This is a genomic window from Winogradskyella sp. SM1960, assembly GCF_020179375.1.
GTDB classification, from domain to species: Bacteria; Bacteroidota; Bacteroidia; order Flavobacteriales; family Flavobacteriaceae; genus Winogradskyella; species Winogradskyella marina.
The window spans coordinates 592,515-617,977 of the sequence record NZ_JAICBG010000002.1 but is presented as its reverse complement, the minus strand read 5'-3'; the positions used below and the strand labels follow the sequence as shown (position 1 = coordinate 617,977).

Below are 25,463 nucleotides of genomic sequence, written 5' to 3'. Positions count from 1 at the left end.
GATGAAATTATAAACTATTGATTTTAAATTGAAAAAATTACTTTGAAAATGAATTAAGATGCATTGCAGCATTCAAATTAATAGTTGTTATTTTTATCTCATTATATTAAGCATTACAAGTATAAGCGCGTTGTTTTCCTTTTTTTATTTTACGGTGCCTGTAAAGTAATATGGAAATCGCAATACACCCGCCTGAAAACGCAAGAGCAGCACCTACTAAAGATGAAGATGTTACACTATAACCATAGGCAATTGGTAATCCGGCTAAATAAGCTCCCATAGCATTACCCATATTAAATGCACTTTGGTTCATTGAGGATCCCAACATCTCGGCGCCTTTAGACGAATTAATGATAGCCATTTGTATTGGTGTCGATATACTAAAAGCTATTAAGCCAATAAGGCAAGTTAATATTAAGGCGAGAACTCCATTTGAAGCTATAAAAGAATTAACCGTTAATACCACCGTCATAGTTAAAAGGCTTATTAAAACAGAACGTAAAGGAGTAAATATTTCTGCCATTTTCGCTCCTAAAAAATTGCCAATAAACATGCCAATTCCTGCAATTATCATAGCATAGCTTACTACGGATTCAGAAAAATGAGCGACCTCCATCAATAATGGAGCAATATAACTATACCAAGCAAAAAATCCACCAGTTCCAATGGTTGTAAGTGCTATGAGTCCCCAAAGTTCTGGATTTTTTAACCCTTTTTGCTCTGTTTCTGAAGATGATTTTTCTTCTTTATTAAATTTCGGCATCCAATAAAAAATACTAGCTAAGGTTACAACACCAACAACTCCTACCATTATAAAAGAAGCACTCCAATGGTACTGATTTCCTAAATAAGTACCAATAGGCACACCAATAACATTCGCTATAGTTAATCCTGAAAACATAGTCGCAATAGCTTGGGCAGACTTTCCTTTCTTAGCTAATTTACCCGCAATTACAGCTCCCACCCCAAAAAAGGCACCATGTGGTAACCCTGACAAAAAACGCATAACCAACAACATATTATAATTTGTAGAAAAAGCTGAAAGTGTATTAAACACCGTAAACCAAACCATAAGTAGTAACAACATACGATTAGGCGAAAACTTATAACTAAAACTGGTTAATAATGGAGCGCCTACTACAACACCAAAAGCATAAGCCGAAATAAAATGACCCGCTTCGGGTATTGAAATAGCTAATGAATTTGCAACATTAGGCAAAATTCCCATAATTACAAATTCTGTTAAACCTATTCCAAAACCACCTATTGCTAATGATAATAACGCTTTTTTATTAGAAAATTTATTTTCCATAACTTTTAAGATAGTTCAAATATTATAATGCAAATGTCTGTACAAAAAGCCAATTCAATTACTAGTAGTTTATCACAAATATGTGCCATATTAACATTTTAACACACCCAATAAGCCGTGTATATTTTACAGCTATAAACGACATAAAAATCCACTTAAAAAAAACTAATACAATATATAATGTTAAATTTGTGGCATCATTATTTTTAAATTCAAAAAAAACTAACTAAAACCTATTTTAATCGAAAAACTACCTCTGCAATCCAAACAGTCATTTTTAAGTACCAACCGCTTATATTTTATTGATGCTGTAAGAGCATTTGCCATCTTAATGATGTTGCAAGGGCATTTTATTGACACCTTACTAGACGTATCTTACAGAGACCAAAACAACACAGCATTTAAGGTTTGGGAATATTTTAGAGGGATAACGGCACCAACGTTTTTCACCATTTCTGGCCTCATCTTTTCGTATTTATTGATAAGAGCAAAGCAAAGTGGTAGAATTAAAACTCGAATGCACAAAGGCTTAATGCGAGGCTTAATGCTTATTGGGATTGGTTATTTACTACGTATACCTCTTTTTGAATGGCTTTTTGGTAAGTTCAACAGTTATTTTCTTGTCATTGACGTCTTGCAGTGTATAGGTTTATCGTTAATTTTAATTGTTTTAATTTATAAATTAACCTTCAAAAAAACGTTATACTTTTCAGTTATAATGCTGCTTTTAGGTATAACTATTTTTACTGCCGAGCCCTTATATCGTTATTTAGAATTGCCTGAAGTTCCTGTGGTATTTTCAAATTATCTTTCCAAAGCAAACGGTTCTATTTTTACCATAATTCCTTGGTTTGGTTATGTAGCATTTGGTGCGTTTATATCCACATTATTCTATCGCTATGTTGAACGACCAAAGTTTAAAATAGCTATTGTATCTGGCTTTTTCATCTTTGGCATCGCACTAATTTTTGGATCTTCTGAGCTACTCATGAAGTTCTATTACGCCTTTGACATCATGCTTTTCAAGGATGTTGCTTATTATAATTATTTATTCACTAGACTTGGTAATGTGCTGATTTTATTCTCTTTATTCTATTTATTAGAGACTTATATTAAACAACCTTTAATCTTAAGAATCGGTCAGAAAACATTATCTATTTATGTTATTCATTTCATTATCATCTACGGCAGTTTTACAGGTATTGGCTTACATCAAATTATAGGCAAAACATTATTACCTTGGCAAGCTATTATTGGTGCTATCATCTTTTTATCAGTAGTATGTTTTATTTCGTTTCATTATGCAAAAACAAATGTATTCGTCTATAACAAATTGCAACTTTTTATGGATAAGATTAAAAAATACACGCGGTAGATACTTTTAGTTTATGTATTTTTAAAGCTATAAAACTCTTTTACAACATGAAAATTCACCAATTAGTAACGCTAATTATTCTATTAAGCTTTTTATCCTGCAACAGATTAGCCAACAAAACAAAAGAAGGCATCAACAGAGGTGGCGAAGTTGTTGGGGAAAGTGCCACAGAGTTTTTTGAAGGTGTTTCTGAAGGCGTAGACAAAACATTAGAATGTAAAATTATACTTTCTGAAGACTTACAACAGCATGGCTTAAAAACTGGCGTTTATGATATTGGCAGCTCATCTAGCAGCAACAATAATAAACTCATCTTATACGTTATCTTTGATGCCGATTTTAATAGAACAGTAATTGCTAAAGCCTATAATAAAGCTGGATTGGAAATTGGAAGAGCTAAAACCACCATCAGCGGCAAAAAAGGTGATGCCGATTATTATGATTTTTTATTTGACGAACGTACAGATATAGGTTTTAGAAATAAAATCACTATCGAATAAAAAAACATCTAATTAAAGTTGATTTTTCGCTTATCTGCCCATAAAATCTCATTCAAATAAAAGTAAAGAAATCAATTGTCCTCCATTTTATTTCGTTTGTTTATAGCCTAAATTAAAATTAGCTTAGCTTTTTCTTAAATTATGAATTTTACTGACACTTTAACGGCATTGGTGCCATTTTCAGATGATGAATTAAATGATATTTTAGATCATTTTACAATGCAATCCGTCTCTAAAAATGAAACACTTGTCCACCAAGGTGAAATCTGTAAATACTTATACTTTATAGAGCAAGGCATGGGTAGAAGTTATTACCTCAATGACAACCAAAAAGACATTACACAATGGTTTTTTGGAACAGGAAAATTTATGTCTAGTGCTGATAGTTTTTTTCAAAAAAAGCCGAGTTTATATTATTTAGAAGTTCTTGAAGATTCTGTTGTATATCTTATTTCTAAAGAAAAATTAGATGTCTTATTTGCGAAATACCCTAAGATGGAAAAATTAGGTCGACTCGTCATTACCGAAATGTTAACTAATGTGGTTAACAAACTCAATGCAATTCAATTTCAAACAGCAAGAGAACGCTATGATTATATGCTCGCTGAATTTCCTGATATTGCCTACCAAGTTTCACTAGGTCATATTGCATCTTATTTAGGCATGGCACAAGAAACATTAAGTCGTATTAGAAGTCAAGATTCCAGCAATTAAAATCTAGTATATATTCGCTTTTATGATATAGGTCAAAAATAAATTCAAAATACAGTAATATCTTTGTATAGTAATTAAAAACGATGCAAAATGAACATAAATAAAGTCATCTTAAATTGTGTTTTACTGCTACTTGCAACTGTAATTCCGACTGTAATTTCGGCACAAGAATTAGATCCAATACTAAAAGATTTAATCCATAAAGGACTTCAAAAAAATTACACTTTAAAAAGTAATCATCTTGAATCTGAGCAAGCCAAAGTAGATCAACAAATGGCGAAATCAGTTTTCTTGCCAAAGATTACTTTCAACGGAAGTTACACACGTTTAAATGATGATATTACCTTTGACGATGATACCCAAGCATTATTAATAGAGACTCAAAAACTCATCATCAAAGATGCCATGGGATTGCCTTTTAACTCACCATTTCCCGAAGACATTCCGTTGCAAGAAGCTGCAAATCTACAAGACAAAAATATTTTAAAATCTTCAGTAGATTTAGATTGGGTTTTATTTAGTGGATTTGAAGCTAGCAATGCGCTTAAAGCAAGTAAACACAAAGAATCTTCGTTAAATTATGCAGGTCTTGCCGAAGCCGATAAATTGGCTTTACAAATTATTGAAACTTACGATAAATTGGCTCTTGTAAAAGCTTCTGAAAAAGTTTTAACGACCACTGAAAATTATTTAAACGAACAAGCCTATTATGTCAAAAAAGCGATTGAAAATGGGTTAACAACACCTATAAGTCGAAAAAAAATTGAACTCGCTCAACAACAGCTTGCAGCAAAACAACTCGATTTTAGACATAAAAACACGCTATTAATAGAAGTGCTTCATCAATTAACAGGAGAACCCAAAACGAGCTTAAAATTACTCAATCCTGAGTTACATGTATTTTCATTTAGTGACGCTTCTAACACAGAAAAACGGAATGAAATTAAAGCCTTAGAAGAGGCTGAAAAAGCCACAAATTATAAAGTGAAAATGGAGAAAAGTAGCTTTATTCCCAAAATTGCTATTAAAGGTCATTACGAATTTATAGAAGATGATTTATCCTTATTAGATCCACAATGGTTTATTGGAGCTGGGATAAAATGGTCTATTTTCGATGGGAATACATCCCGATTAAAAAGTAAAAAAACACAGTTAGAAAGTCAAAAACTTAGAGCGCAAATTACCGATGCCAATGAAATGATTGCTTTGAGTATTACAAAAGCCCAGTTAACTTATGAAGCTGCATTAGAAAACACTAAAATAGTTGAAAAAGAAATTGAATTAGCTAATGATACCTACAACCTAATTAACAAACAATACAAAAACAATTTGGCTTCAATCAATGATGTACTCGATGCTTTAAACGATTTAGAAAAAGCAAATTTTAAACTGCAAGAATCTTTCTATAACGAACGAAGAGCTGTTGCAGATTTACGCCATGCTAAAGGCATACTTACTTATTAATTCAACTATAAACGAAATAAAATGAACACTTATAAAACACTCATCTTAAGCTTTTTTACGCTGCTACTCTTTCAATCTTGTAATCATGAAAAAATTACACCAAATAGAGGAAAAGTAAAATATGAAACCATTGCAGTAAGCAATAAAATCGCAGGACGCATCCATACGATATATGTTGAAGAAGGGCAAACTGTAAAAAAAGGTGATACGCTAGCATTGATTAACATACCAGAAGTGAATGCTAAAATGCTACAAGCCGAAGGTGCTATTAAAGCAGCACAAGGCCAGTTAGACATGGCTTTTAATGGTGCGACGTCTGAACAGTTTAGTCAAATTGAAGGCCAATTAGCAGCCGGAAAAGCACAATTAGAATTTGCACAAGAATCCTATGGAAGATTGAAAAACATGTATAATGATTCATTAATAAGTCAACAACAATTTGACGAAGTTAAAATGAAACTCAACATGGCAAAAGCACAGGTTGCAAGTTTAGAAGCCAAACGCGATGAAGTAAAAAAGGGGACCCGATCTGAACAAATAGAACAAGCCAAAGGGCAGCTAGAACGTGCACAAGGAGCAAAAGAAGAGGTGATTTCTGCTTCAAACGAACAGTATGTAATTGCACCAGCAGCCATGTCTATAGAGACGATAAGTTTAGAAGAAGGTGAATTACTAACACCTGGATTTACATTATTTAATGGCTATAAAACAGATAGTGTCTATTTCAGATTTACAATTCCAGAATCAAAAATTTATGATTTTGAAGTCGGACAAGAACTCACACTTATCAATCCTTACACCAAGGTAGAAACCGAAGCTAAAATTGTAGCTATAAAACAATTGGCGCAGTATGCAGATATTACAAGCACAGCACCTTTGTACCAATTATCTGAATCTATTTATGAATTAAAAGTTGTACCGACTATAGATGTTTCAGAACAACAATTTTACACCAACGCAACCATTCTCATAAAAAGCTAAGCCATGAAAAAATTTATAAGCCTTCTTAAGGTTGAGTTTAAACGTATTTTTTCGAATGGTGTTTTACTAGCAATTTTTTTCGGAGCACCAATTGGTTATGGCATTTTGTTTGGCCATGTCTATCAACAAGCAAAAGTTATCGATTTACCCGTTGTCATTGTAGACCAAGACCAAAGTCCTACAACAGATAAAATTATAGATGCTTTTGAAGACAATGAAGTTTTATTGGTAACGGATGTGCGATTTACTGATGGAAATATTGTAAATGAAATGCCTGTGGAACAATATGCTGCAGTTATAACGTTTCCTTCAGATTTTGAAAAAAACCTATTACAAAAAAAGCATCCAGAAGTTCGGATAGATCTTAACATGGCTAATATTTTAAATGCTAATACGGCAAGTAAAAATATAAGTACCGTTTTAATGACCATAAATGCTGGCATAGAAATCGAAGCACTCAAAAAACAAGGGCTTCATCCTAAGCAAGCTAAAGTGACTTACGAGAGTTTTAAAATTAATTTTAATAAACTCTACAATTCCACTGGTAACTATATCACTTTTATGTTACCAGGCTTACTTGCAGCCATTATGCAACAGGTTATTTTCTTGGCTATGGCCTTAGTTTTTTCAAGAGATTTTGAAGATGGTTATTTCATCACCTTAACAAAAGAAAGCAAATCATCACTCTATCACATCGCATTAAAAGCGACTCCTTTTATCATTATGCTACCAATTATGTGGCTATTAATAAGTCTGCTCTTTCCTTATTTTAATATTACGGCAGGTATTTTTAATATGCCAATGATTGTTCTAACCTTATTATTGACCCTTGCTTCTATGGGAATTGGTATGCTTTTTTCTATGGCTATACCTAATCAATTGAAAGCGACAGAATTATTAATGGTCATTTCTACACCTGCATTTATACTAAGTGGATTTACTTGGCCAACCTTAGCGATACCAGATTTTATTACTAGCGTTGCTCAGTTTATTCCTGTGACGCAATACTTAAGTGGATTTAGAAAAGTGGCGTTCTACGGAGGTGACTTGTCCTCTGCCGCATCAGAAATAAAAATTTTAATACTTATAATTATTGTCACTTTTATAGCGATGATTATTCTGCTACAATATAAGATTAATGCCGCTGTAAAAAAACAACAAAAACAGCTTTAAAACCACCAAAACAGATACTTAAAACATTCATTAAACACCATAATCCGAAAAATTTGAGGAACCTATCTCAATCAAAAAAGCCATCTAATTATAGATGGCTTTTCGATTTCATAGCAATAAAATCCCATTCGAATGAAAGAATATGAATCAATAACACGCTACTTACGTATTTTTGTAAGGCATGGTTTTATAAATCTTAAAAAATAGTCTAATGGAAAACATCATAAAAACATTTTACACAGCTTTAAATAATTGTGATGGTCCAACAATGGCATCATGCTACCATGACGCTATTGTGTTTGAAGATCCTGCGTTTGGTGTTTTAAAAGGAGAACGTGCTAAAGCGATGTGGTTAATGCTTTGCGATTCACAAAATGAAACTAGTTTTAATGTTGAATTTTCAAATATAAGTACTAACGATAATAGTGGTTCCGCACATTGGGAAGCCCACTATACCTTTAGCAAAACCGGACGAAAAGTCCATAATAAAATTGATGCTAAATTTGAATTTAAAGATGGCCTAATCATTAAACACACAGATGAATTTGACTTACACAAATGGGCAAAACAAGCTTTAGGAATTAAAGGTATTTTCTTTGGTGGCATGCGCTTTTTTAAAAACAAGCTTCAAAGTCAGACAAATTACATGTTAGATAATTATATAAAAAAAGCCGTTTAAAATAAATTAAACGGCATTCTACTGTTAAACACTTTTCAGTTTAATCTTCTAAATATACTGATGAGGCTGATGCAAGTGCACTATTAAAAGTAGGCGCAATATCTCCACCTGCTGTAAAATTAGAAAAGCCTAAAATACGACCGCCACCGTTTCCAGCTTCAGCAATATAAATGATCTCGTTATCTGAATCATAAGCAACATCAACAGGATTCCCCATCAAGGTTGAAGCTCCAGAAACTCTTACTTGATTTCCGGCAACAGCCATTGTTTCACCATCTGAAACGGCATTAAATTTATTGGTAAAACCAGCTATAATATGAAAACCACCATCATCTTGTCCATTTGACGCTTCACCGATATCGGTCATAATCAATGTATCGGTAGAATCATCATAAGTAATACCATGTGTTCTTACGATTCCTTCAATTGCAATTCGTTTTGAAGCACTAACTGTAGCGTCTGTATTATTTGATAAGAAATCATTAAATACAGCTAATTCATTTGTAGCATCAACAACTGCATAAAGATCGTTATCATTAAATGTAATTCCCCAAAGTTTAAATTCTGTAGTAATTACGTTTCTTAATGTAAAACTAGATCCATCAAATGAATAGATAAATAACCTTCCGTCTGGTGTCATTTCATCGCCATCTACATCGGCATTATCTGCTACAACAAATAAATTTCCATTTACTGCAACTTCTCTAGGACTAGACATATCGCTAGTTCCCGCGAAATTTATATTTAATATACTTTCTGTTACTAAGTCGTCAATATTAGCAAATCCCTCTAAACTATTACCTGATCTTGATGCCTGAAACACAGATTCCGAATCATCATCATAATATATGCCGTCCGCTGCAGTGGTAGTTGTAATTAATGTTTTTGTTTCAACCATTTGGTCCGATTCAAAATCATATACTGAAATATTTCCATTTGAATTATTGGAAGCATATACGGTTACAGAATCGTAATCGTCGTTCCCTCCATCATTGTCATCATCATCGCTACAAGATGTAAACGATACACCAATAGCTAAAACTAATGCACACATTGAATTGAAGTTCCTTTTAATCATAAATTTTTCTTTAATCATAATTGAGTTTTTTTGTTAATTGTTTGTTTCTATTAATATATACGTAGTTATTCAATCTTGGTTTTAAAAAAACGCGCTACAAAAAAACACCAACTCATTACATTCTGACTTCTAACAAATTACAGGTTTAGTTTTATAAATATTTTAACAATTAAAAAGGTAGGAAATATCTAAAAAAGAAAAAGCCATCTAATTACTTAGACAGCTTTTTACGACAAATAACAATGTTTCTTTTTAGGGACTTACGTTTACTTTATGTTTCATTGTGTTAAGAATACTTCAAATGTTATGCCAAAGTATATGGGTTTAACTATAGGCCTTTACTTTTCCTTCAACACCTTTAAAAAAAGCTTTCATTGTTTTAAAATCGGCTTCAATATTATCTGTTGGATAAAACGGCTCTGATATTTTATTCTGTTTATTCTTAAAGTCTAGTGTAAACATTATGATGGGCACATTAGCTTTTTTGGCGATATAGTAAAATCCTGTTTTCCAGTTTTCTACTTTTTTTCTTGTGCCTTCTGGTGCTAATGTTAATCGGAATTCATCTGTATCATTAAATAATTTGGCTATTGCTTCCACTTTATTTTGTCCAGAAGTTCTATCTAAAGCGCGTCCGCCAATGGCTCTAAAATAGTAACCAAATGGCCAAGTGAACAATTCCTTCTTACCGACAAAGTTGGTTTTAACATTGCTTAATTTACGAAGCAAAACTCCAATATAAAAGTCGTGCCAACTGGTATGAGGCACAGCTATAATCACTGATTTTTTAATGGTATCTTTAGAAAAGTTAGTGTTACCAACGACCTTCCAACCTAATACTTTAAAGTAAATGAATTTGGCTAACCAGCGCATGTTACATTTTTTTGTAAAGCTCTAAAAGCTTTTGTCTGGTCATTATGGTTTTCCAGTTTTTACCTATTGCATTTTCCCAAAGTGGTTCTAAACTCAAGGCCACATCAATCATAGTGTCAAACTGTTCTTCATCTAAATCCGCACAAATGCCTTGAGGTATTTCAATATTGTGCTTGGCCTTCATTTGTTTGAAAATAGCCACACCTTCAGGATAATAATCTTCTAAATGATCGAAAACAATACAGTTACCAACACCATGTTTAACACCTAAAAGATACCCTAGACCATAACTCATAGCATGTGCAACACCAACTTGCGAATAGGCAATACTCATTCCGCCATGCCAAGACGCCATCATTAATTTGTCTTGCGATTCTTCAGCACTTAAGGTGTCTTCTAAAAATATTTCTTTGCAAAGTTCATAGGCTTTTTCACCATAACTTTCACTAAAGGCATTAAGATACGTTCCTGTAAGCGACTCTACACAGTGTACAAAACAATCCATTCCTGTATAAAACCACTGATTTTTTGGTACATCTTTGGTTAATTCCGGATCTAATATAACTTGATCAAAAGGCGTGTAATCACTATTTATACCTAATTTACGAACTGGACCAGTTAAAATTGTAGTTCTAGAGACTTCTGCTCCTGTACCAGAAATTGTAGGAATACCAACATGGTAAATCGCTGGATATTTAATTAAATCCCACCCTTGGTAATCTTTAGACTCTCCTTTATTGGTTAACATTAACGACACTGCTTTTGCAACATCTAAAACAGTACCACCACCAATACCAATAATACCAGACGGAAGCTCACTATTTTCTAAAATAATTTCTTCTACTAACTGATCTATTTGATCCGTTCTTGGCTCTTCGTTCGTAGGTACATATATAATCTTATCCTTGTAGGACAATGTAATACGTGACGTTAACCAATGATTGCCTTTAAAGACATCATCTACATAAAAAATAAATGGTGCGTTGCGTCCTTTGCGCTTTGGGGCGAGAATTTCATCGAGTTGATTAAAACTTCCGCGTCCATAAACTACTCTGGACACCATTGGATAATTTTTGAATATCATTTACTTTATATCTTTAACAAAAATAACAACTTAGTTTAATTATGAGCACTGAATAAATCTAAAATTTCCGTTAAACTATTAACCGTTTTAAATTCAGAACCATTTGCTTCTTTTTTACTTACCGTTTCATGTTGCCATGTGGTATGAAAAGGTACATGAATTGCTTTTGAACCAATGTTAACTAAAGGTAAAATATCAGACTTTAACGAGTTACCAACCATTAAAAATGATTCAGGCTCTATATCTAATCGTTTTAATAACTGTATATAATTGGTGTCATGCTTTTCACTTAATACTTCTATATGGTGAAAATATTTTAACAATCCGGATTTTTCTAATTTTCGTTCTTGGTCTAACAAATCACCTTTGGTGGCAACAATTAATCTGTAATCTTTAGACAATTCTTTTAATACATCCTCTACTCCATCTAACAGCTCAATAGGTTTGTTAATCATATCTTTACCGATATCTAATATTTTAGAAATTACAGTATTAGACACTGTTCCATTAGATAATTCTACAGCCAACTCTATCATGGATAAAACAAACCCCTTTACACCATAACCGTAGGTTGGCAGGTTAACCATTTCCATTTTAAATAGTTCTTGGTCTATTTTATTTGGTGTCTCGTAATGCGATAATAACTGTCCTACTTCTTCTTCTGCGTCTCTAAAATAGGTTTCATTAACCCATAACGTATCGTCAGCATCGAAACCTATTACTTTAATGTTTTTATATTCTTTATTCAATTCACTTTATATTTTTTTGGACAACTCTCGAGTTGTACCTACGAGATACCTACTTCCACAAACGTTTTGCTTTTTCTAAATCTTCTGGTGTATCAATTTCTACTCCTTGTATTTTGGTTTCAACCATTTTAATACGTTTTCCATATTCTAAATACCTTATGCATTCAATTTTTTCTGAAGCTTCCAAAAATTGCATTGGTAACACCGCAAAATCTAATAAGGCTTCTTTTCTAAATGCGTAAATGCCTTTATGTTTAAAATATCGCGCTCCAACAGTTGCATCTCTTGGAAATGGGATAGGACTACGTGAAAAATATAATGCAAAACTATCCTGATCTACAATAACTTTTACCGTATTTGGATTGTTGATTTCCTCTAAATCTGTAATTTCAACCATCAAAGACGCTAAATCGATTTCCTTTTCAGTATCATCTTTAAAAACATCTATCACTTTCGCTAAACTTTCACGCTCTGTAAACGGTTCATCTCCTTGAACATTTATTACAATATCACAATCTACAGTTGCGACAGCTTCTGCAATTCGGTCGCTTCCAGATTCGTGTTCTTTTATGCTCATTATGGCTTTCCCACCATTATTTACAATCTCATTATAAATAATATCGCTATCGGTCACCACATAAACTTCACTAAATAAATTAGTGGCAACTGTGGCTTCATAAGTTCTTAGAATAACAGATTTACCGGCCAAATTTTGCATCAATTTACCTGGAAATCTAGAAGCACTGTAGCGTGCAGGAATCATGGATATTATTTTCATCTACGTGATTTGTATTATGAATACATTCAATTTCAAAAATAAGGTTTATAAGATGATTTCGATCAATTTCGACGGAACTTTTTAAAGAGTTTAAAAACCAGATAAAAAATGAACAGTACTAAAATAAAGGCCAGAATCGGTAAAAATATAGAGACAATAGACATTACAACAGACGATCCTGTTTCAATAGTTGACACTACAGGGTTTCCAAAACCTGCAGTAGAAACCGTTGAACCTACTCGTGTAGCACTTGCCGAACTCTTTACTGCTGCTGCAGTTCCTCCACCTGCTATAATTGCTAATGCCCAAGTAATTACTGGACTTAAATCGGCAACTGTAGACACCATAACTGCTGTTCCTGCAATAGTCGCTAACGGAATTGCAATAGTGTCTAATGCATTATCCACTAAAGGAATATAATACGCAACTATTTCAACTAAAGTGGCGATACCTAATGTAATTACAGCAGCTGTACTGCCAATCCATTGCCAAGATTCATTAAGTTCCCACACATTACAATAGGCTGCTAAACTTAAGGCAAACAATGGTAAGAAGACTCTAAAACCAACAGAAGCTGAAAGTCCGATACCTAAACATATACTTAGAATTGTTTCTGCCATTTATATTATGTTTTAACGTGCGTAAATTTGTGATACCAACCTCACTAATTTACTTGAATTTACTTCAATCGTTTTAATACGAAAAATAGGTTAATCTTTTTCAACAAACATCTCATCTTTAAATCCTATTAAATAGAGCTTCTCCTTAGCTCTTGTAATTGCTGTGTATAACCATCTTATATAATCTCTATCCATACCATTAGGTAAATAGGGTTGCTCTACAAAAATGGTGTTCCATTGTCCACCTTGCGACTTGTGGCAGGTAATTGCATAAGAAAATTTTACTTGTAGTGCATTAAAGAACTTATTATTCTTCACACCTAAAAAACGTTTATATTTAGAAGGTTCGTCTTCATAATCTTTTAGTACTTCTTGGTATAATCTGTTGGACTCTTCATAACTTAATGAGGCACTTTCAACATCAATAGTATCTAATAGCAAAACGGTTTCAATTGGTCTCATATTAGGATAATCTACCATTCTTATTTTTACTTCTGCAAATCTAAAACCGTACAATTCCTTAATGCTAAAAATCTCTAAAACTTCAATAATATCACCATTGGCAATAAAGCCTGCTTCGCTCGTCGGTTTTATCCAAAAATAATTATTCTTAACTACCATTAAATAATCACCAGAAGACAATTCCGTTTCATTAAACAAAATTCGTTGTCTAATTTGTTGGTTGTAGGCATTAGCGCGCTTATTACTTCTAACAATAATGGCCGTTTCTTCGTAACCATTTTCGCTATAGGCATCGTTAATGGCGTCCATAATTTCGTAGCCATCAATTAAACGCACACTATCTGTAAACCCATTTACATCGAATTTAAAACTCTCATAAAAATTAGATTCTAAAACAGCTCTAAGTTCTGTTGCATTACTTAAGATCCCTGAATCTTGCTCTTGTCTTACAACTTCGTCTAGTTCAATTCCAACAACATCTTTATAATAGTTTAAACTGAGTTTGTTTTCATCTAACGCAGGACTTAAATCGGATTTCACAGGTGGTAACTGTGCTTTATCGCCAATTAAAAGTAATTTACATTGATGACCAGAATATACAAATTGCATTAAGTCGTCTAATAATGAACTGCTGTCAAATGATTTTGAATCTGAAGACGTATCAGGAATCATAGATGCTTCATCTACAATAAAAATAGTATTGCGATGCTTATTAGGTTGTCTTACAAAATTAACGCCACCACCTTTATTTTTTTTCGGGAAATAAATTTTTTTATGGATGGTAAACGCCTCTTTTTTCGAATAATTTGAAATTACTTTAGCTGCTCGACCTGTCGGAGCTAACAAAACAGCATTTTTTTTGGCTTGCCATAAGTTAGAAACAATGGTACCTATTATACTTGTTTTTCCGGTTCCTGCGTATCCCTTTAATACGTAAATTGAATTTTTATTTGAATCAAAAATAAATTGAGACAACTGCATTAACACCATATCTTGCTTAGAGGTTGGTGCAAACGGGAATTTGGATTTTATTAGTGAATAGAATGCGGAAGCATTAGAAATCATAAAGAAAAAAATTATAGAGCAAGATACTATTATTCTGTATTTTTAAAGCCTATATCTTATTTAGTTCGTTATTTTTAATGTTTTTTATTTTAGATAGTTTTAACGAACAAAAAAAAATTGTAGATTTGCGATAGACCTAATAAATAAAAACTAATATGAAAGTAATTATAGCAATTGTAGTTATTATACTATTAACCATTGGAATCGTATGGTTAATTGACAAATTTGTACCGAAAAAAATAAAACCAGTAATAAATATATTGCTGTGGGTCTTAATTATTTTCTTGGGGTACATGACTTATATGTCAGTTTATAAAGAGATTCAATTTAACCAATTGAAAAAAGAACGTTTTGCTGTAGTTATTGATCGCTTAATAGACATTAGAGATTCACAACTAGCTTATAAAGATGTTAACGGAACTTATACAGATAGTTTTGACAAATTAATCAACTTTGTAGAAAATGGTCAGGTGCCAATAACACAAAGACGCGATACTTTAGTATTAGATGAAGAAAGAACAAAGTTATTTGGTGGTGTTGAAACCATGAAAACAATAACATTAATTGATACGTTAAGTTATTACTCTGTTAAAGATTCAATCTTTAAAGGTAGCGACCGATACAAAACCATGATGAATGTCGGTGTTGGTAAAGAAGGTGCCAAATTTAAACTTGAAGCTGGCAAACTAGACGAATTTTCTGTATTTGAAGCAAGTGTAGAAAAGTCTGTTGTCTTAGATGGTGAAGAGCCTTACCTAATTGAAAAAGAAAAACAAGTAGTGTCTGTAGATGGTGTTAATGGACCAACGTTAAAAGTTGGATCTATGACTGAAGTTTTCACCAAAGGAAACTGGCCAAAAAGCTACACAAATAAAGAATAGTTTGAAAATAAATGATATTAAAGAACTGTCCATTCAAATTAATTTGAATGGGCTTTCTTTTTGTATTCTAAATAAAACCGAAAACACCATTGAGTTTCTCAAAACTGTTCCGTTTGATCAAAAGTCAACACCTACAGAAATTCTCAATCACCTAAAAGCAGAACTGAGTAGTAATACTGTTTTTTCAGAAGACTTTAATGCCGTTTTAGTAATTCATCAAAATGAATTGGCCACTCTAGTGCCTGAAGAACTTTATAATGCTGAGCATAAAGCCGACTATTTAAAGTTTAATTCTAAAATACTTCGAAACGATTTTATTACAGAAGATACTATTTCTGCCAATAATAGCGTCAATGTTTATGTCCCTTATGTAAACATTAATAATTATATTTTTGAAACTTTTGGTGAATTTGTTTACAAACATGCCTCTAGCGTTCTTATAAATTCACATTTACAACATTTAGAAACCGTTGATGAACCTATCGTTTATATCAATATTAATAAAAATACGGTTGAAGTTGTAGTGACTAAAGAAAACAAGCTTCAACTATTCAATAATTTTGAATACCACAGTAAAGAAGATTTTATCTATTATATTTTATTCGTTTTTGAACAGTTAAAGTTAGATACAGAAACGACGCTAGTTAAACTGAGTGGACACATCAATTTAGGTGATGAGCTTTATGTTATTCTTTATACATACATAAGGCATGTTAACTTTATTGAAAAGCAGTACGAATTTTCAATGGCTACAGGTATAGATAATCGCTATTTGCATCATCATTTTTTAATTTTAAATTCCTTTTAATGCGTATAATTTCCGGACTGTTTAAAGGCAGACGAATCACAGCACCTAAAAAATTACCTGTTAGACCAACAACAGATATGGCAAAGGAAGCGCTGTTTAACATCTTAAATAACCAGTATTATTTTGATGATATCTCGGTGTTAGATTTGTTTTCGGGAACAGGAAACATAAGCTATGAATTTGCTTCGCGAGGCACAGAACAAATTACAGCTGTAGATGATAATTACGGTTGTATAAAGTTTATAAACGAAACATCTGAAGCTTTTGAAATGCCTATTAGTACCATTAAAAGTGATGTTTTTAAATTTTTAGAAAAATCGAAACAGAAGCACACCATTATTTTTGCCGATCCACCTTACGATTTTGAATTGGAAGCGTTTTCAAAAATCCCTGAATTGGTGTTTCAAAATGACTTACTTGAAGATGAAGGTTTGCTCATTGTAGAACATTCTAAACACACAGATTTGAGCCAGCTAGAACATTATTCGCATTCTAAAAGTTATGGTGGTAATATGTTTAGTTTTTTTGATTAAATCGTTACAACTAACCTCATAATAAAAAACAAAGCTTCATGTATAACCATGAAGCTTGTTTGTTTAAGCAAATCTATAAGCCGAATTCTGTTCATTCTGTACCCGTTTCAGAATCTCTTCTGCACAAGAACAAAACTACCTTATCATTTATCTACGTTTACTGTTACCAGCAAACTTTAGCTGCCTACCCTCTAACAATCGCGCGTGTACGCTCAAGCGTTAGTATACATGACATTGCACCACATAGAGTTTACCTGGTTTCACTACAGCATAACCTGTACATACTTTCTGTTGCACTTTTCCTCACCTTACGATGGATGGCTGTTAACCACTATGATTGCACTATGGTGTTCGGACTTTCCTACCCTAAATAAATTTAGAATCGATAAGGCGATTTACTCGGTGCAAAAGTACATAAATTGTTAATAACTCATCTTAAATTTTAGTACTAACAATCGTGTATTTATAGGTTATTCTTAAATTTGTAATTCAGTAATTTTTCAATGGAACATTTTGTAGTATCGGCTCGTAAATACAGACCACAGACCTTTAAGGATGTTGTGGGGCAGCAGGCTATTACAAACACTTTACTTAATGCTATTGAAAACAATCACTTAGCGCAAGCTTTATTATTTACAGGACCACGTGGTGTTGGTAAAACAACATGTGCACGTATTTTGGCTAAAATGATTAATAGTGATGAAAACACCAGTGAAGACGAAGATTTTGCGTTTAATATTTTTGAATTAGATGCCGCTTCTAATAATGGTGTCGATCAAATAAGAGAACTAACAGACCAAGTACGTATTCCACCACAAGTTGGTAAATACAAAGTGTATATTATTGATGAGGTTCACATGTTATCTCAGGCAGCTTTTAATGCATTTTTGAAAACTTTAGAAGAGCCGCCAAAACACTGCATTTTTATTTTAGCAACCACTGAGAAACATAAAATCATTCCAACGATATTATCGCGTTGTCAGATTTTTGATTTTAAACGTATTACTGTTTCAGACGCTAAAGCTTATTTAAAATACATAGCAGAAGAGCAAGGAATAACTGCTGAAGATGATGCGCTTCATATCATTGCTCAAAAAGCAGACGGAGCGATGCGAGATGCACTTTCAATTTTTGATCGTGTGGTTAGTTTTTCGGGTAAAAACCTAACAAGACAAGCCGTTACTGAGAATCTTAATGTTCTCGATTACGAAACGTATTTTACAAGTACCGATTTAATTTTAGAAAATAAAATTCCGGATTTACTCATACAATTCAATACTATTATTTCTAAAGGTTTTGATGCACATCATTATATTGCAGGTTTAGCTTCTCACTTTAGAGATTTAATGGTGTGTAAGAATCCAGCAACCATTCCATTATTAGAAGTTGGTGAAGACACCAGTCTTAAATATATGGAACAATCAAAGAAAACAACTCATAGTTTTCTCATGGAAGGCATTCGGTTAGCCAATGACTGCGATCTCAAATATAAGACCAGTAAAAATCAACGACTATTAGTTGAATTAACACTTATGCAACTTGCCTCTATCACTTTTGATGGAGAAAAAAAAAATCTTAAGCACTTCATAATTCCGCCATCGTATTTTAAAGCGCGAGGCATTACACCAATTCCTGTAAACAAACCGAAGTCTGAAGGCATAAAATCATCAGAAAAACCTGTCGTTGCTAAAAAAGTGGCCACACCAAAAGAAACGGTTAGCACTGTAGAGGAACCTGTATCTATTCCGAAAATATCTATAAACAAGCCCAAAAAGTCAACTTCTGGTTTATCTCTAAAAAGTATTAGAGAAAAGAAAGAGCACCAATTACGCCAAATGGACGTCGTTATTGATGAGGAAAATTTACCTAAAGAACCCGTTAGCCAAGAAGCTTTAACGGAAGCTTGGAAAGCCTACACAAAAAAAATGGATCAGAAAGGTGAAAAAATTATGGCTTCTATTTTACAAATGGATATGCCAAAATTAGAAGGCACCACCATTTATTTAACCTATTCTAATAATACGAATAAAATAGAATTAGAACGTGCTGAATTTCCATTAATGACGTTTTTAAAGAAGAAATTACTTAATTACGATCTTAAATTAGATATTACAGTTAATGAGGAAGTCGCAAAAAAATATGCTTTCACACCTTTAGAGAAATACGAAAAATTAAGAGAAAAAAACCCAAATATTGAGGTTTTAAGAAAGACTTTTGGATTGGACGTATAAATACTATTTTGAAATAGAACTGTTATATCATTTTTTTGAAAACGTAAAATCCATAAAAAAAACATACATTTAATCATTATTATTGCAAGTGCAATTTTATTGGTTGCCAATTTTATTTTTACAGATCCGTTTGATACTGGATTTTAGAAGATTGCTTCATCTAGTGACCTTATAGTATTTCAATGGTATTGAGCATAAGAGATAGAAGAAAGAACCAATAAATACCTTGATTTAAAATTCAAGCATATGAAACATTTCCTAGGCCTTTTAATTGTAAGTATTATAGCTTTTACAAGCTGTGATGGTAGAAAAACACAAGGTCAGGCCTTATCAGATAGCATTGAAAAATTCAAAAAAACAGTCAATTTTGAAACCAATGTTTATATTCCGAAAAACTATATGGAACATGAGGTCGACACCATAATGAGCAACGGTTATCGCGTAAAAATTAAGACCTATTCTGATATGTCTAATGCCGTTCTGTTATCAAAAATAAAAGACACCATCAATTACCAAACGTATTATAGAAATTTCAAATTTGATGTTAGTGTAACTAAAAATGATAAAGAAATTTATAATGAAAGTTTCGATAAACAAAAGGTAAATAAAGACTTTAAATACACTGACAACTTAGTTGCTGGTTCTCATTTATATAATTTTGATAAATTGGCAGTTTTAAAGTCCATTCAAGTTAATGACGACCCAACGTATACAAATATGGTTTTAATTGATATTGTTCATGCTATTCCTGAAACAGATAAGTATGCTTTCCATACCATGTATATTAAGGAAAACGGAAAATCGAATATTGTTCAAGTTGATGTGAATTAAATACAATTCATATAAAATGTCAGTCTGAGCGGAGTCTAAGACATTTTAAACCTCGTTTTTATTCGTATTTTGACTGCGCTCAATGTGACATTTTTTTTCAATAACTCAATCTCTAAATAACTTAATTATTCAAAACATGTTAGGACTAAAATTACCAACCGATCCAAGATGGGTCAATATTGTTGAAAAGAATATTGAAGATATTTTAACCGATCATGCGTATTGTGAGCAAAAGGCAGCCAGTACAGCGATTTCATTAATTGTAGGCTTCCCTGAATACACAGAACTCGTACAAGAAATGGTAGAACTGGTAAATGAAGAAATGAGCCATTTTAAAATGGTACACGACCGGATTTTAGAAAAAGGCTGGACACTTGGTAGAGATCGTAAAGATGAATATGTCATTGCACTAATAAAGTTCTTTCCCAAAGGAGGAAGTAGAACTACACAATTAATTCACCGATTATTATATGCAGCCTTAATTGAAGCTCGAAGTTGTGAACGTTTTAGATTGTTATCTGAAGAATTAGAGGATAAAAAATTAGCTAAATTCTATCGTAAACTTATGATTAGTGAAGCTGGTCATTACACCATGTTTTTAAATTTCGCCAGACAATATGGTGACAGAACTGAAGTTGACCAAAAATGGGAAGCACTTTTAGATTATGAAGCTGAAATAATGAGAGATTTAGGTAATAAGGAAACTATTCATGGCTAATATTATTACTACCAATTAAAATATCTGCGACAAAAAAGCCTCAACATCTGTTAAGGCTTCTATATTATTTAAAGTAATTCCGTTTTATAATTTGATTCCAAAACCAAATTGAATCACATGGTTTTTAGCTTCTATATCTGTTAAGTCTTCTTCAAGAATATTTGTAACTCCGTAATAATATCTTGCATCTAAGAACAACTCATCAGTAATCATATACTCTAAACCAGCAACACCAGAAAATACAAATGTTGAGAAGGCATCTTCATATTCCCATGTTTTTAAAGCAACCTGAGGACCAACTCCTAACAACATATTATCTGATATTGAAAATCTAAGCAGGATAGGCAATTTAAGGTAATCTGCTCTAAGATTTCTTTCTTTTGCTCCTTCAGCAGACCATTGTAACTCTGTTAATAAGGATAAATTATCTGATAAATTAAAATCCGCAAAACCAGCAAAGGCAAAACCATTTCTGTGTTTGTTTTCAAAATCAGCATCTGGATCAAAATCTAGATTAGAGACATTTAACGCTCCTCTTACTCCGTATAAAATATCTTGAGACATTACAATAGACGTAAAGGAAATGAATAGTAGGGCAAATAAGTGTTTTTTCATAATTTTCAATTTGAGACGACTAATATAAGTAAATATTAAACCTACAATCAATTAATAGGTCTATCTAGTGAAAAATCGGACAAATGGAATATTTATCAGCAAAAATTAAATCGTAATACTCGAAACTGTTTCAAAATACATACTTTTTATAATACCATCTGATAGTCCAATTTTGGGCACATAAACATCTTTTGCACCACTCCATTTCATTGCAGACAAGTAAATTCTGGTTGCAGGAATAATTACATCTGCTCTATCTTGATTTAGATTTAGCTTTGTAATACGCTCTTCATACGAGTAATTTTGAAGTGTTTTATAATAGCTTGTTAAATAGAAGTAGGTTAACGGTTTACCAACACTTTTACCTGAAATCTTAAAAATCTTATTAATGTTACCACCAGATCCTATCAACTCTATTTTATCATATTGTTTGGTATGGTCTTTAATCCAACGTTCTACTTCTAACCAAGTTTCGTTCTTAACAATATCATTTAATAATCTTACGGTTCCGATTTTAAATGATTTAGACAATTTTTTATCACCATTGTGTATTATAGAAAACTCAGTACTTCCCCCTCCAACATCTACATAAAGGTATGTTCTATTTGGATTTATAAAGGATTGCAAATCGGTTGCTGCAATGATAGTAGCTTCTTCTTCACCATCAATTATTTCTATATTAATACCACAAGTTTCAAAGATTTTCTGTGATAAAGACTCGCTATTTTTAGCTTCTCGCATGGCAGATGTTGCACAGGCTTTGTAACGAGACACACCATGGGATTTAATTATAAGACTAAACGCTTTCATGGTATCTAACATTCGCTCCTGATTATATTCAGATATTTCACCTTTTAGAAATACATCTGCGCCTAATCGAATTGGAACACGAACTAACGAGTTCTTTTTAAAGATTGTAGGTTCATCATCTTGTTCTATAATATTTGAAATTAGTAACCTTACGGCATTAGATCCAATATCAATAGCTGCAAACTTCTGTATTTTTAGCATAATTATATTTCTAATTTATTTAAGTAATACTTATACGTATCAAATTGCGATCTTACTTTAGGATTGTCGTTTCTGCGATAGGTATTATCCTGGTTTTCATTAATGACACGTGCTTTTACATTGTCATTCCAACAAATATCAAATAAATGTTGTAGCTCAACTTTGATATCTTCATCATAAATTGGGCAACTAACCTCTACTCTATTATCTATATTTCTGGTCATCCAATCTGCTGAAGAAATGTAGATTTTCGGATTATTTTTATTTGAAAATATATACAAACGTGTATGTTCTAGGAATTTATCTATAATACTTATAATTTCTATATTTTCACTCATCCCCTTTACACCTGGCACCAAACAACATAGCCCTCTAACAATCATTTGAATTTTTACACCAGCCCGACTTGCTTCATATAGCTTATCAATCATTTTATAGCTGCTTATACTATTCATTTTAAGTTTAATATAAGCAGGCTTACCGTTTTGGGCACTTTCTATTTCATTATCAATTAATGCAAATAACTTAGATTTGGTATAATGTGGCGACGTAATAAGGTGCTTGTATCGATTCACTTTATAATTGACTTCAAAAAAATCAAATACTTTATTGACTTCTTTTAAGATTTTTGAATTTGAGGTCATTAAGGTAAAATCCGTGTAAATTTTTGCTGTAGACTCGTTAAAATTCCCTGTACTTATAAAACCATATCTTACGAGTTTATCCTTTTCTTCACGTTCAATAACACACATTTTACAATGCACTTTTAACCCCGTTACACCAAAGAGCATTTTAATACCTTCATCTTGCATTTGTTCTGCATAATTAATATTTGCAGCTTCATCAAAACGCGCTCTAAGCTCTATCGAAACCGTTACCTTTTTACCGTTTTTAGCAGCATTAATTAAGGAACTTGCAACATGAGAGATTTGAGCTAATCTATAAATAGTAATTTTTATAGTTTTTACTTTTGGATCTAAAGCAGCCTCCCTTAAAAATTTAACGATATATGAAAAGGTGTGGTAAGGTGTATAAACCAAGTAATCTTTTTTAGCAATGGTTTTAAAAATACTCTCTTCTAAACTAAGTCCTTTTACAGGAAGTGGTCTAATTTTATCATAGAGTAAATCCGTTCTCCCTAAACTTGGAAAACTCATATAATCTCTTCGGTTATGATATCTACCTCCCGGAATTATACTTTCTTTTTCATCAATAGACATGTGTTTCAGTAAAAAACTTAAAGTGTCTTTACTAATACTCATATCATAGACAAAGCGAACAGGTGCTCCACTTTGTCTATCTTTAACACTATCGGATAGTTTTTCTATAAAACTCTTACTTAAATCGCTATCAAAATCTAACTCACCATCTCTAGTAATTTTAATCATGTGAGCACTAATACTATCATATTTAAAAATATTAAAAATATCGTCTAAACAATATCTTAAAATATCATCCACCATAATAATATAGTTGTTACCGTTTTTACTCGGTAGCACTACAAAACGATCCATATCTGATGAAATTTCTACCAATGCCACTTGGTCCTTTCCATCTGAATTTGTCATTTTTACTGTTAAATAAGCCGAAATGTCCATGAGTTCTGGTAGTGCAACATCTTCGTTAAGCATTATAACCACAAGAGCAGGACTAATTTCTTGGTAGAAATAGTTTTTTATAAAATCATGATGATAACTGTCAATTTCAGTTTCATTGATGACGTATATATTTTCATTTTTAAGCTCTAAATCTATCTCATCTAAAATCTCTAAACTGTAGCTTTGTTGTGCGATTACGATTTGCGTTATTTCTTCTAAAAGAACACCTGCCGTAATACCTCCTAATTCGGATTTACCACCTTTGCCAGCTTCATAAATTCGTTTTACAGTAGCATATCTAACTTTAAAAAACTCATCTAAATTATTAGAGAAAATTCCTAAAAAACGTAACCGTTCAATAAGAGGTACATTTTTATCTGCAGCTTCTTGCAATACACGCTCGTTAAATTTTAACCAACTTAATTCTCTATTTATATAAATGTTTTTGTCTTTTGTCATTCTCTTAAATCCTTTGGGATTATTATAAATTCTGTGGTTCCTTGTTTTAGATCTTTCCAATCATCAATATCAAAAGTAAGTTTTACTAAACCGCTTGTAGGAAGATTATCTATAAATGTGTCACCAAATATATTAGAAATTGATGTTAAAGCATGATTATGACCAAAAATCATAACCTTTTCATATTCGTTTGGTAAATTTTTAATAAAGTTAATTACATTTTTTCCATCAAAATCATATAGGTCTTCAGAAATAATTATTTCGCTTTCAGAAATTTCCAGAAATGCGGTAAAAATCTTACAAGTACTAAGTGCCCTGTTTGCAGGACTCGAGAACAACTTACACGGAACATCACCTTTCCTATATAACTCCCTGACAACCAGTCTAGAATCGTTTTCACCCCTCGTTTTTAACGGCCTATTTCTATCCGTTACATCATGTTCCCAGGACGATTTACCATGCCTTATTATAATTAGTTTTTTCATTTTAACTCGATTAAATACGTTTTTTTTCGATGAAAGGTTGCATATGTCCGTTTTGACGAGTATATTGCCCCTTTAACATAAATTTTTGTTTATCAGTGTTGTTATAGTTTAATTTGTCATGTAAAATTAATGTAAAAGACCCCAAACTAAAAAATATATTATTAAATCCATGTTTTGGTATTTTGTTACCAAAAACCCCTTCCCTCTAAATATTTTAATAACCCATTTAAACAATAGATATGTTAGTTTGTATCTAAAAAGTTTACGACATCATTTTTAATTTAAATGTCATGGAAATAGAAAGAAATACAGGAATGAATGGACAAACCTACGGGAATAACATCCTCTCCTATACAATTATTCAAAATCAAGTGATCCGTTTATTT

The 25,463-nt window shown here is 32.2% G+C and carries 25 protein-coding genes and 1 other RNA gene; 13 read left to right on the top strand and 13 right to left on the bottom strand.

Annotated features, from left to right (window positions below):
* Positions 1-106: 106 nt before the first annotated feature.
* The gene (locus K1X16_RS08580; RefSeq protein WP_225035781.1) at positions 107-1,312 is read right to left on the bottom strand and encodes an MFS transporter; all 1,206 of its coding nucleotides are present in this window, start codon (positions 1,310-1,312) and stop codon (positions 107-109) included.
* A 235-nt stretch (positions 1,313-1,547) separates the two neighbouring features.
* On the opposite strand from K1X16_RS08580, the gene K1X16_RS08575 reads away from it, so the two are divergent.
* From K1X16_RS08575 to K1X16_RS08545, 7 genes are all read left to right on the top strand, one after another.
* Positions 1,548-2,687, top strand: coding sequence for a heparan-alpha-glucosaminide N-acetyltransferase domain-containing protein (locus K1X16_RS08575; RefSeq protein ID WP_317196429.1), 1,140 nt, complete (start codon positions 1,548-1,550; stop codon positions 2,685-2,687).
* 47 nt (positions 2,688-2,734) lie between these two features.
* Positions 2,735-3,187 carry a hypothetical protein gene (locus K1X16_RS08570; RefSeq protein WP_225035780.1) on the top strand — a complete coding sequence of 151 codons (453 nt, stop codon included), beginning with the start codon at positions 2,735-2,737 and terminating at the stop codon, positions 3,185-3,187.
* Positions 3,188-3,328: 141 nt separating this feature from the next.
* Positions 3,329-3,901, top strand: a complete 573-nt coding sequence (locus K1X16_RS08565; protein ID WP_225035779.1) for a Crp/Fnr family transcriptional regulator — start codon at positions 3,329-3,331, stop codon at positions 3,899-3,901.
* 90 nt (positions 3,902-3,991) lie between these two features.
* Positions 3,992-5,365, top strand: a complete 1,374-nt coding sequence (locus K1X16_RS08560; protein WP_225035778.1) for a TolC family protein — start codon at positions 3,992-3,994, stop codon at positions 5,363-5,365.
* Between the two features lie 21 nt (positions 5,366-5,386).
* Positions 5,387-6,346, top strand: a complete 960-nt coding sequence (locus K1X16_RS08555; RefSeq protein WP_225035777.1) for an HlyD family secretion protein — start codon at positions 5,387-5,389, stop codon at positions 6,344-6,346.
* 3 nt (positions 6,347-6,349) lie between these two features.
* The gene (locus K1X16_RS08550) at positions 6,350-7,519 is read left to right on the top strand and encodes an ABC transporter permease (protein WP_225035776.1); all 1,170 of its coding nucleotides are present in this window, start codon (positions 6,350-6,352) and stop codon (positions 7,517-7,519) included.
* Positions 7,520-7,730: 211 nt separating this feature from the next.
* A complete protein-coding gene (locus K1X16_RS08545) occupies positions 7,731-8,198 on the top strand; it encodes a nuclear transport factor 2 family protein (RefSeq protein ID WP_225035775.1) in 468 nt (155 codons plus the stop codon).
* Between the two features lie 40 nt (positions 8,199-8,238).
* On the opposite strand, the gene K1X16_RS08540 is transcribed toward K1X16_RS08545, so the two are convergent.
* From K1X16_RS08540 to K1X16_RS08510, 7 genes are all read right to left on the bottom strand, one after another.
* The gene (locus K1X16_RS08540) at positions 8,239-9,294 is read right to left on the bottom strand and encodes a hypothetical protein (protein WP_225035774.1); all 1,056 of its coding nucleotides are present in this window, start codon (positions 9,292-9,294) and stop codon (positions 8,239-8,241) included.
* A 306-nt stretch (positions 9,295-9,600) separates the two neighbouring features.
* On the bottom strand, positions 9,601-10,149 hold the full coding sequence (locus K1X16_RS08535) for a 1-acyl-sn-glycerol-3-phosphate acyltransferase (protein WP_195872336.1): 549 nt from the start codon (positions 10,147-10,149) through the stop codon (positions 9,601-9,603).
* A gap of 1 nt (position 10,150) precedes the next feature.
* Entirely contained in the window at positions 10,151-11,233 is a 1,083-nt protein-coding gene (locus K1X16_RS08530) for an iron-containing alcohol dehydrogenase family protein (protein WP_225035773.1), read from the bottom strand.
* A gap of 35 nt (positions 11,234-11,268) precedes the next feature.
* Positions 11,269-11,982 carry an HAD family hydrolase gene (locus K1X16_RS08525; protein ID WP_225035772.1) on the bottom strand — a complete coding sequence of 238 codons (714 nt, stop codon included), beginning with the start codon at positions 11,980-11,982 and terminating at the stop codon, positions 11,269-11,271.
* 49 nt (positions 11,983-12,031) lie between these two features.
* On the bottom strand, positions 12,032-12,760 hold the full coding sequence (gene kdsB, locus K1X16_RS08520) for a 3-deoxy-manno-octulosonate cytidylyltransferase (protein WP_225035771.1): 729 nt from the start codon (positions 12,758-12,760) through the stop codon (positions 12,032-12,034).
* A 62-nt stretch (positions 12,761-12,822) separates the two neighbouring features.
* The gene (locus tag K1X16_RS08515; protein WP_225035770.1) at positions 12,823-13,380 is read right to left on the bottom strand and encodes a DUF4126 domain-containing protein; all 558 of its coding nucleotides are present in this window, start codon (positions 13,378-13,380) and stop codon (positions 12,823-12,825) included.
* Between the two features lie 90 nt (positions 13,381-13,470).
* Positions 13,471-14,907 carry an ATP-dependent RecD-like DNA helicase gene (locus tag K1X16_RS08510; protein ID WP_225035769.1) on the bottom strand — a complete coding sequence of 479 codons (1,437 nt, stop codon included), beginning with the start codon at positions 14,905-14,907 and terminating at the stop codon, positions 13,471-13,473.
* A gap of 155 nt (positions 14,908-15,062) precedes the next feature.
* On the opposite strand from K1X16_RS08510, the gene K1X16_RS08505 reads away from it, so the two are divergent.
* Genes K1X16_RS08505 through rsmD form a run of 3 tightly spaced genes read left to right on the top strand, consistent with a single transcriptional unit; the run spans position 15,063 to position 17,129 of the window.
* Positions 15,063-15,788: a hypothetical protein gene (locus K1X16_RS08505; RefSeq protein ID WP_195872340.1), complete on the top strand. Its 726-nt coding sequence runs from the start codon at positions 15,063-15,065 to the stop codon at positions 15,786-15,788.
* A gap of 1 nt (position 15,789) precedes the next feature.
* Positions 15,790-16,596 carry a DUF3822 family protein gene (locus K1X16_RS08500; protein ID WP_225035768.1) on the top strand — a complete coding sequence of 269 codons (807 nt, stop codon included), beginning with the start codon at positions 15,790-15,792 and terminating at the stop codon, positions 16,594-16,596.
* Positions 16,596-17,129, top strand: a complete 534-nt coding sequence (rsmD, locus tag K1X16_RS08495; protein WP_195872342.1) for a 16S rRNA (guanine(966)-N(2))-methyltransferase RsmD — start codon at positions 16,596-16,598, stop codon at positions 17,127-17,129. Before K1X16_RS08500 ends, rsmD begins: the two co-directional genes overlap by 1 nt.
* A gap of 60 nt (positions 17,130-17,189) precedes the next feature.
* On the opposite strand, the gene rnpB is transcribed toward rsmD, so the two are convergent.
* An RNA gene (gene rnpB / locus K1X16_RS08490) (RNase P RNA component class A) lies at positions 17,190-17,531 on the bottom strand.
* A gap of 101 nt (positions 17,532-17,632) precedes the next feature.
* Here rnpB and dnaX point away from each other — a divergent pair.
* From dnaX to K1X16_RS08475, 3 genes are all read left to right on the top strand, one after another.
* Positions 17,633-19,360, top strand: a complete 1,728-nt coding sequence (dnaX, locus tag K1X16_RS08485; RefSeq protein ID WP_225035767.1) for a DNA polymerase III subunit gamma/tau — start codon at positions 17,633-17,635, stop codon at positions 19,358-19,360.
* A gap of 246 nt (positions 19,361-19,606) precedes the next feature.
* A complete protein-coding gene (locus K1X16_RS08480; protein WP_225035766.1) occupies positions 19,607-20,191 on the top strand; it encodes a hypothetical protein in 585 nt (194 codons plus the stop codon).
* A 136-nt stretch (positions 20,192-20,327) separates the two neighbouring features.
* Positions 20,328-20,909, top strand: a complete 582-nt coding sequence (locus tag K1X16_RS08475; protein ID WP_225035765.1) for a tRNA-(ms[2]io[6]A)-hydroxylase — start codon at positions 20,328-20,330, stop codon at positions 20,907-20,909.
* Between the two features lie 84 nt (positions 20,910-20,993).
* On the opposite strand, the gene K1X16_RS08470 is transcribed toward K1X16_RS08475, so the two are convergent.
* The 4 genes from K1X16_RS08470 to K1X16_RS08455 form a co-directional block, all read right to left on the bottom strand.
* Positions 20,994-21,524 (bottom strand): porin family protein, encoded by a 531-nt coding sequence (locus K1X16_RS08470; RefSeq protein WP_225035764.1) that lies wholly within the window; start codon positions 21,522-21,524, stop codon positions 20,994-20,996.
* A gap of 105 nt (positions 21,525-21,629) precedes the next feature.
* On the bottom strand, positions 21,630-22,535 hold the full coding sequence (locus tag K1X16_RS08465; protein ID WP_225035763.1) for a Ppx/GppA phosphatase family protein: 906 nt from the start codon (positions 22,533-22,535) through the stop codon (positions 21,630-21,632).
* Positions 22,536-22,537: 2 nt separating this feature from the next.
* Positions 22,538-24,592 carry a polyphosphate kinase 1 gene (gene ppk1, locus K1X16_RS08460; RefSeq protein ID WP_195871836.1) on the bottom strand — a complete coding sequence of 685 codons (2,055 nt, stop codon included), beginning with the start codon at positions 24,590-24,592 and terminating at the stop codon, positions 22,538-22,540.
* Positions 24,589-25,077 carry a SixA phosphatase family protein gene (locus K1X16_RS08455; protein ID WP_225035762.1) on the bottom strand — a complete coding sequence of 163 codons (489 nt, stop codon included), beginning with the start codon at positions 25,075-25,077 and terminating at the stop codon, positions 24,589-24,591. The genes ppk1 and K1X16_RS08455 overlap by 4 nt, the downstream gene beginning before the upstream one ends.
* Positions 25,078-25,463 lie beyond the last annotated feature (386 nt).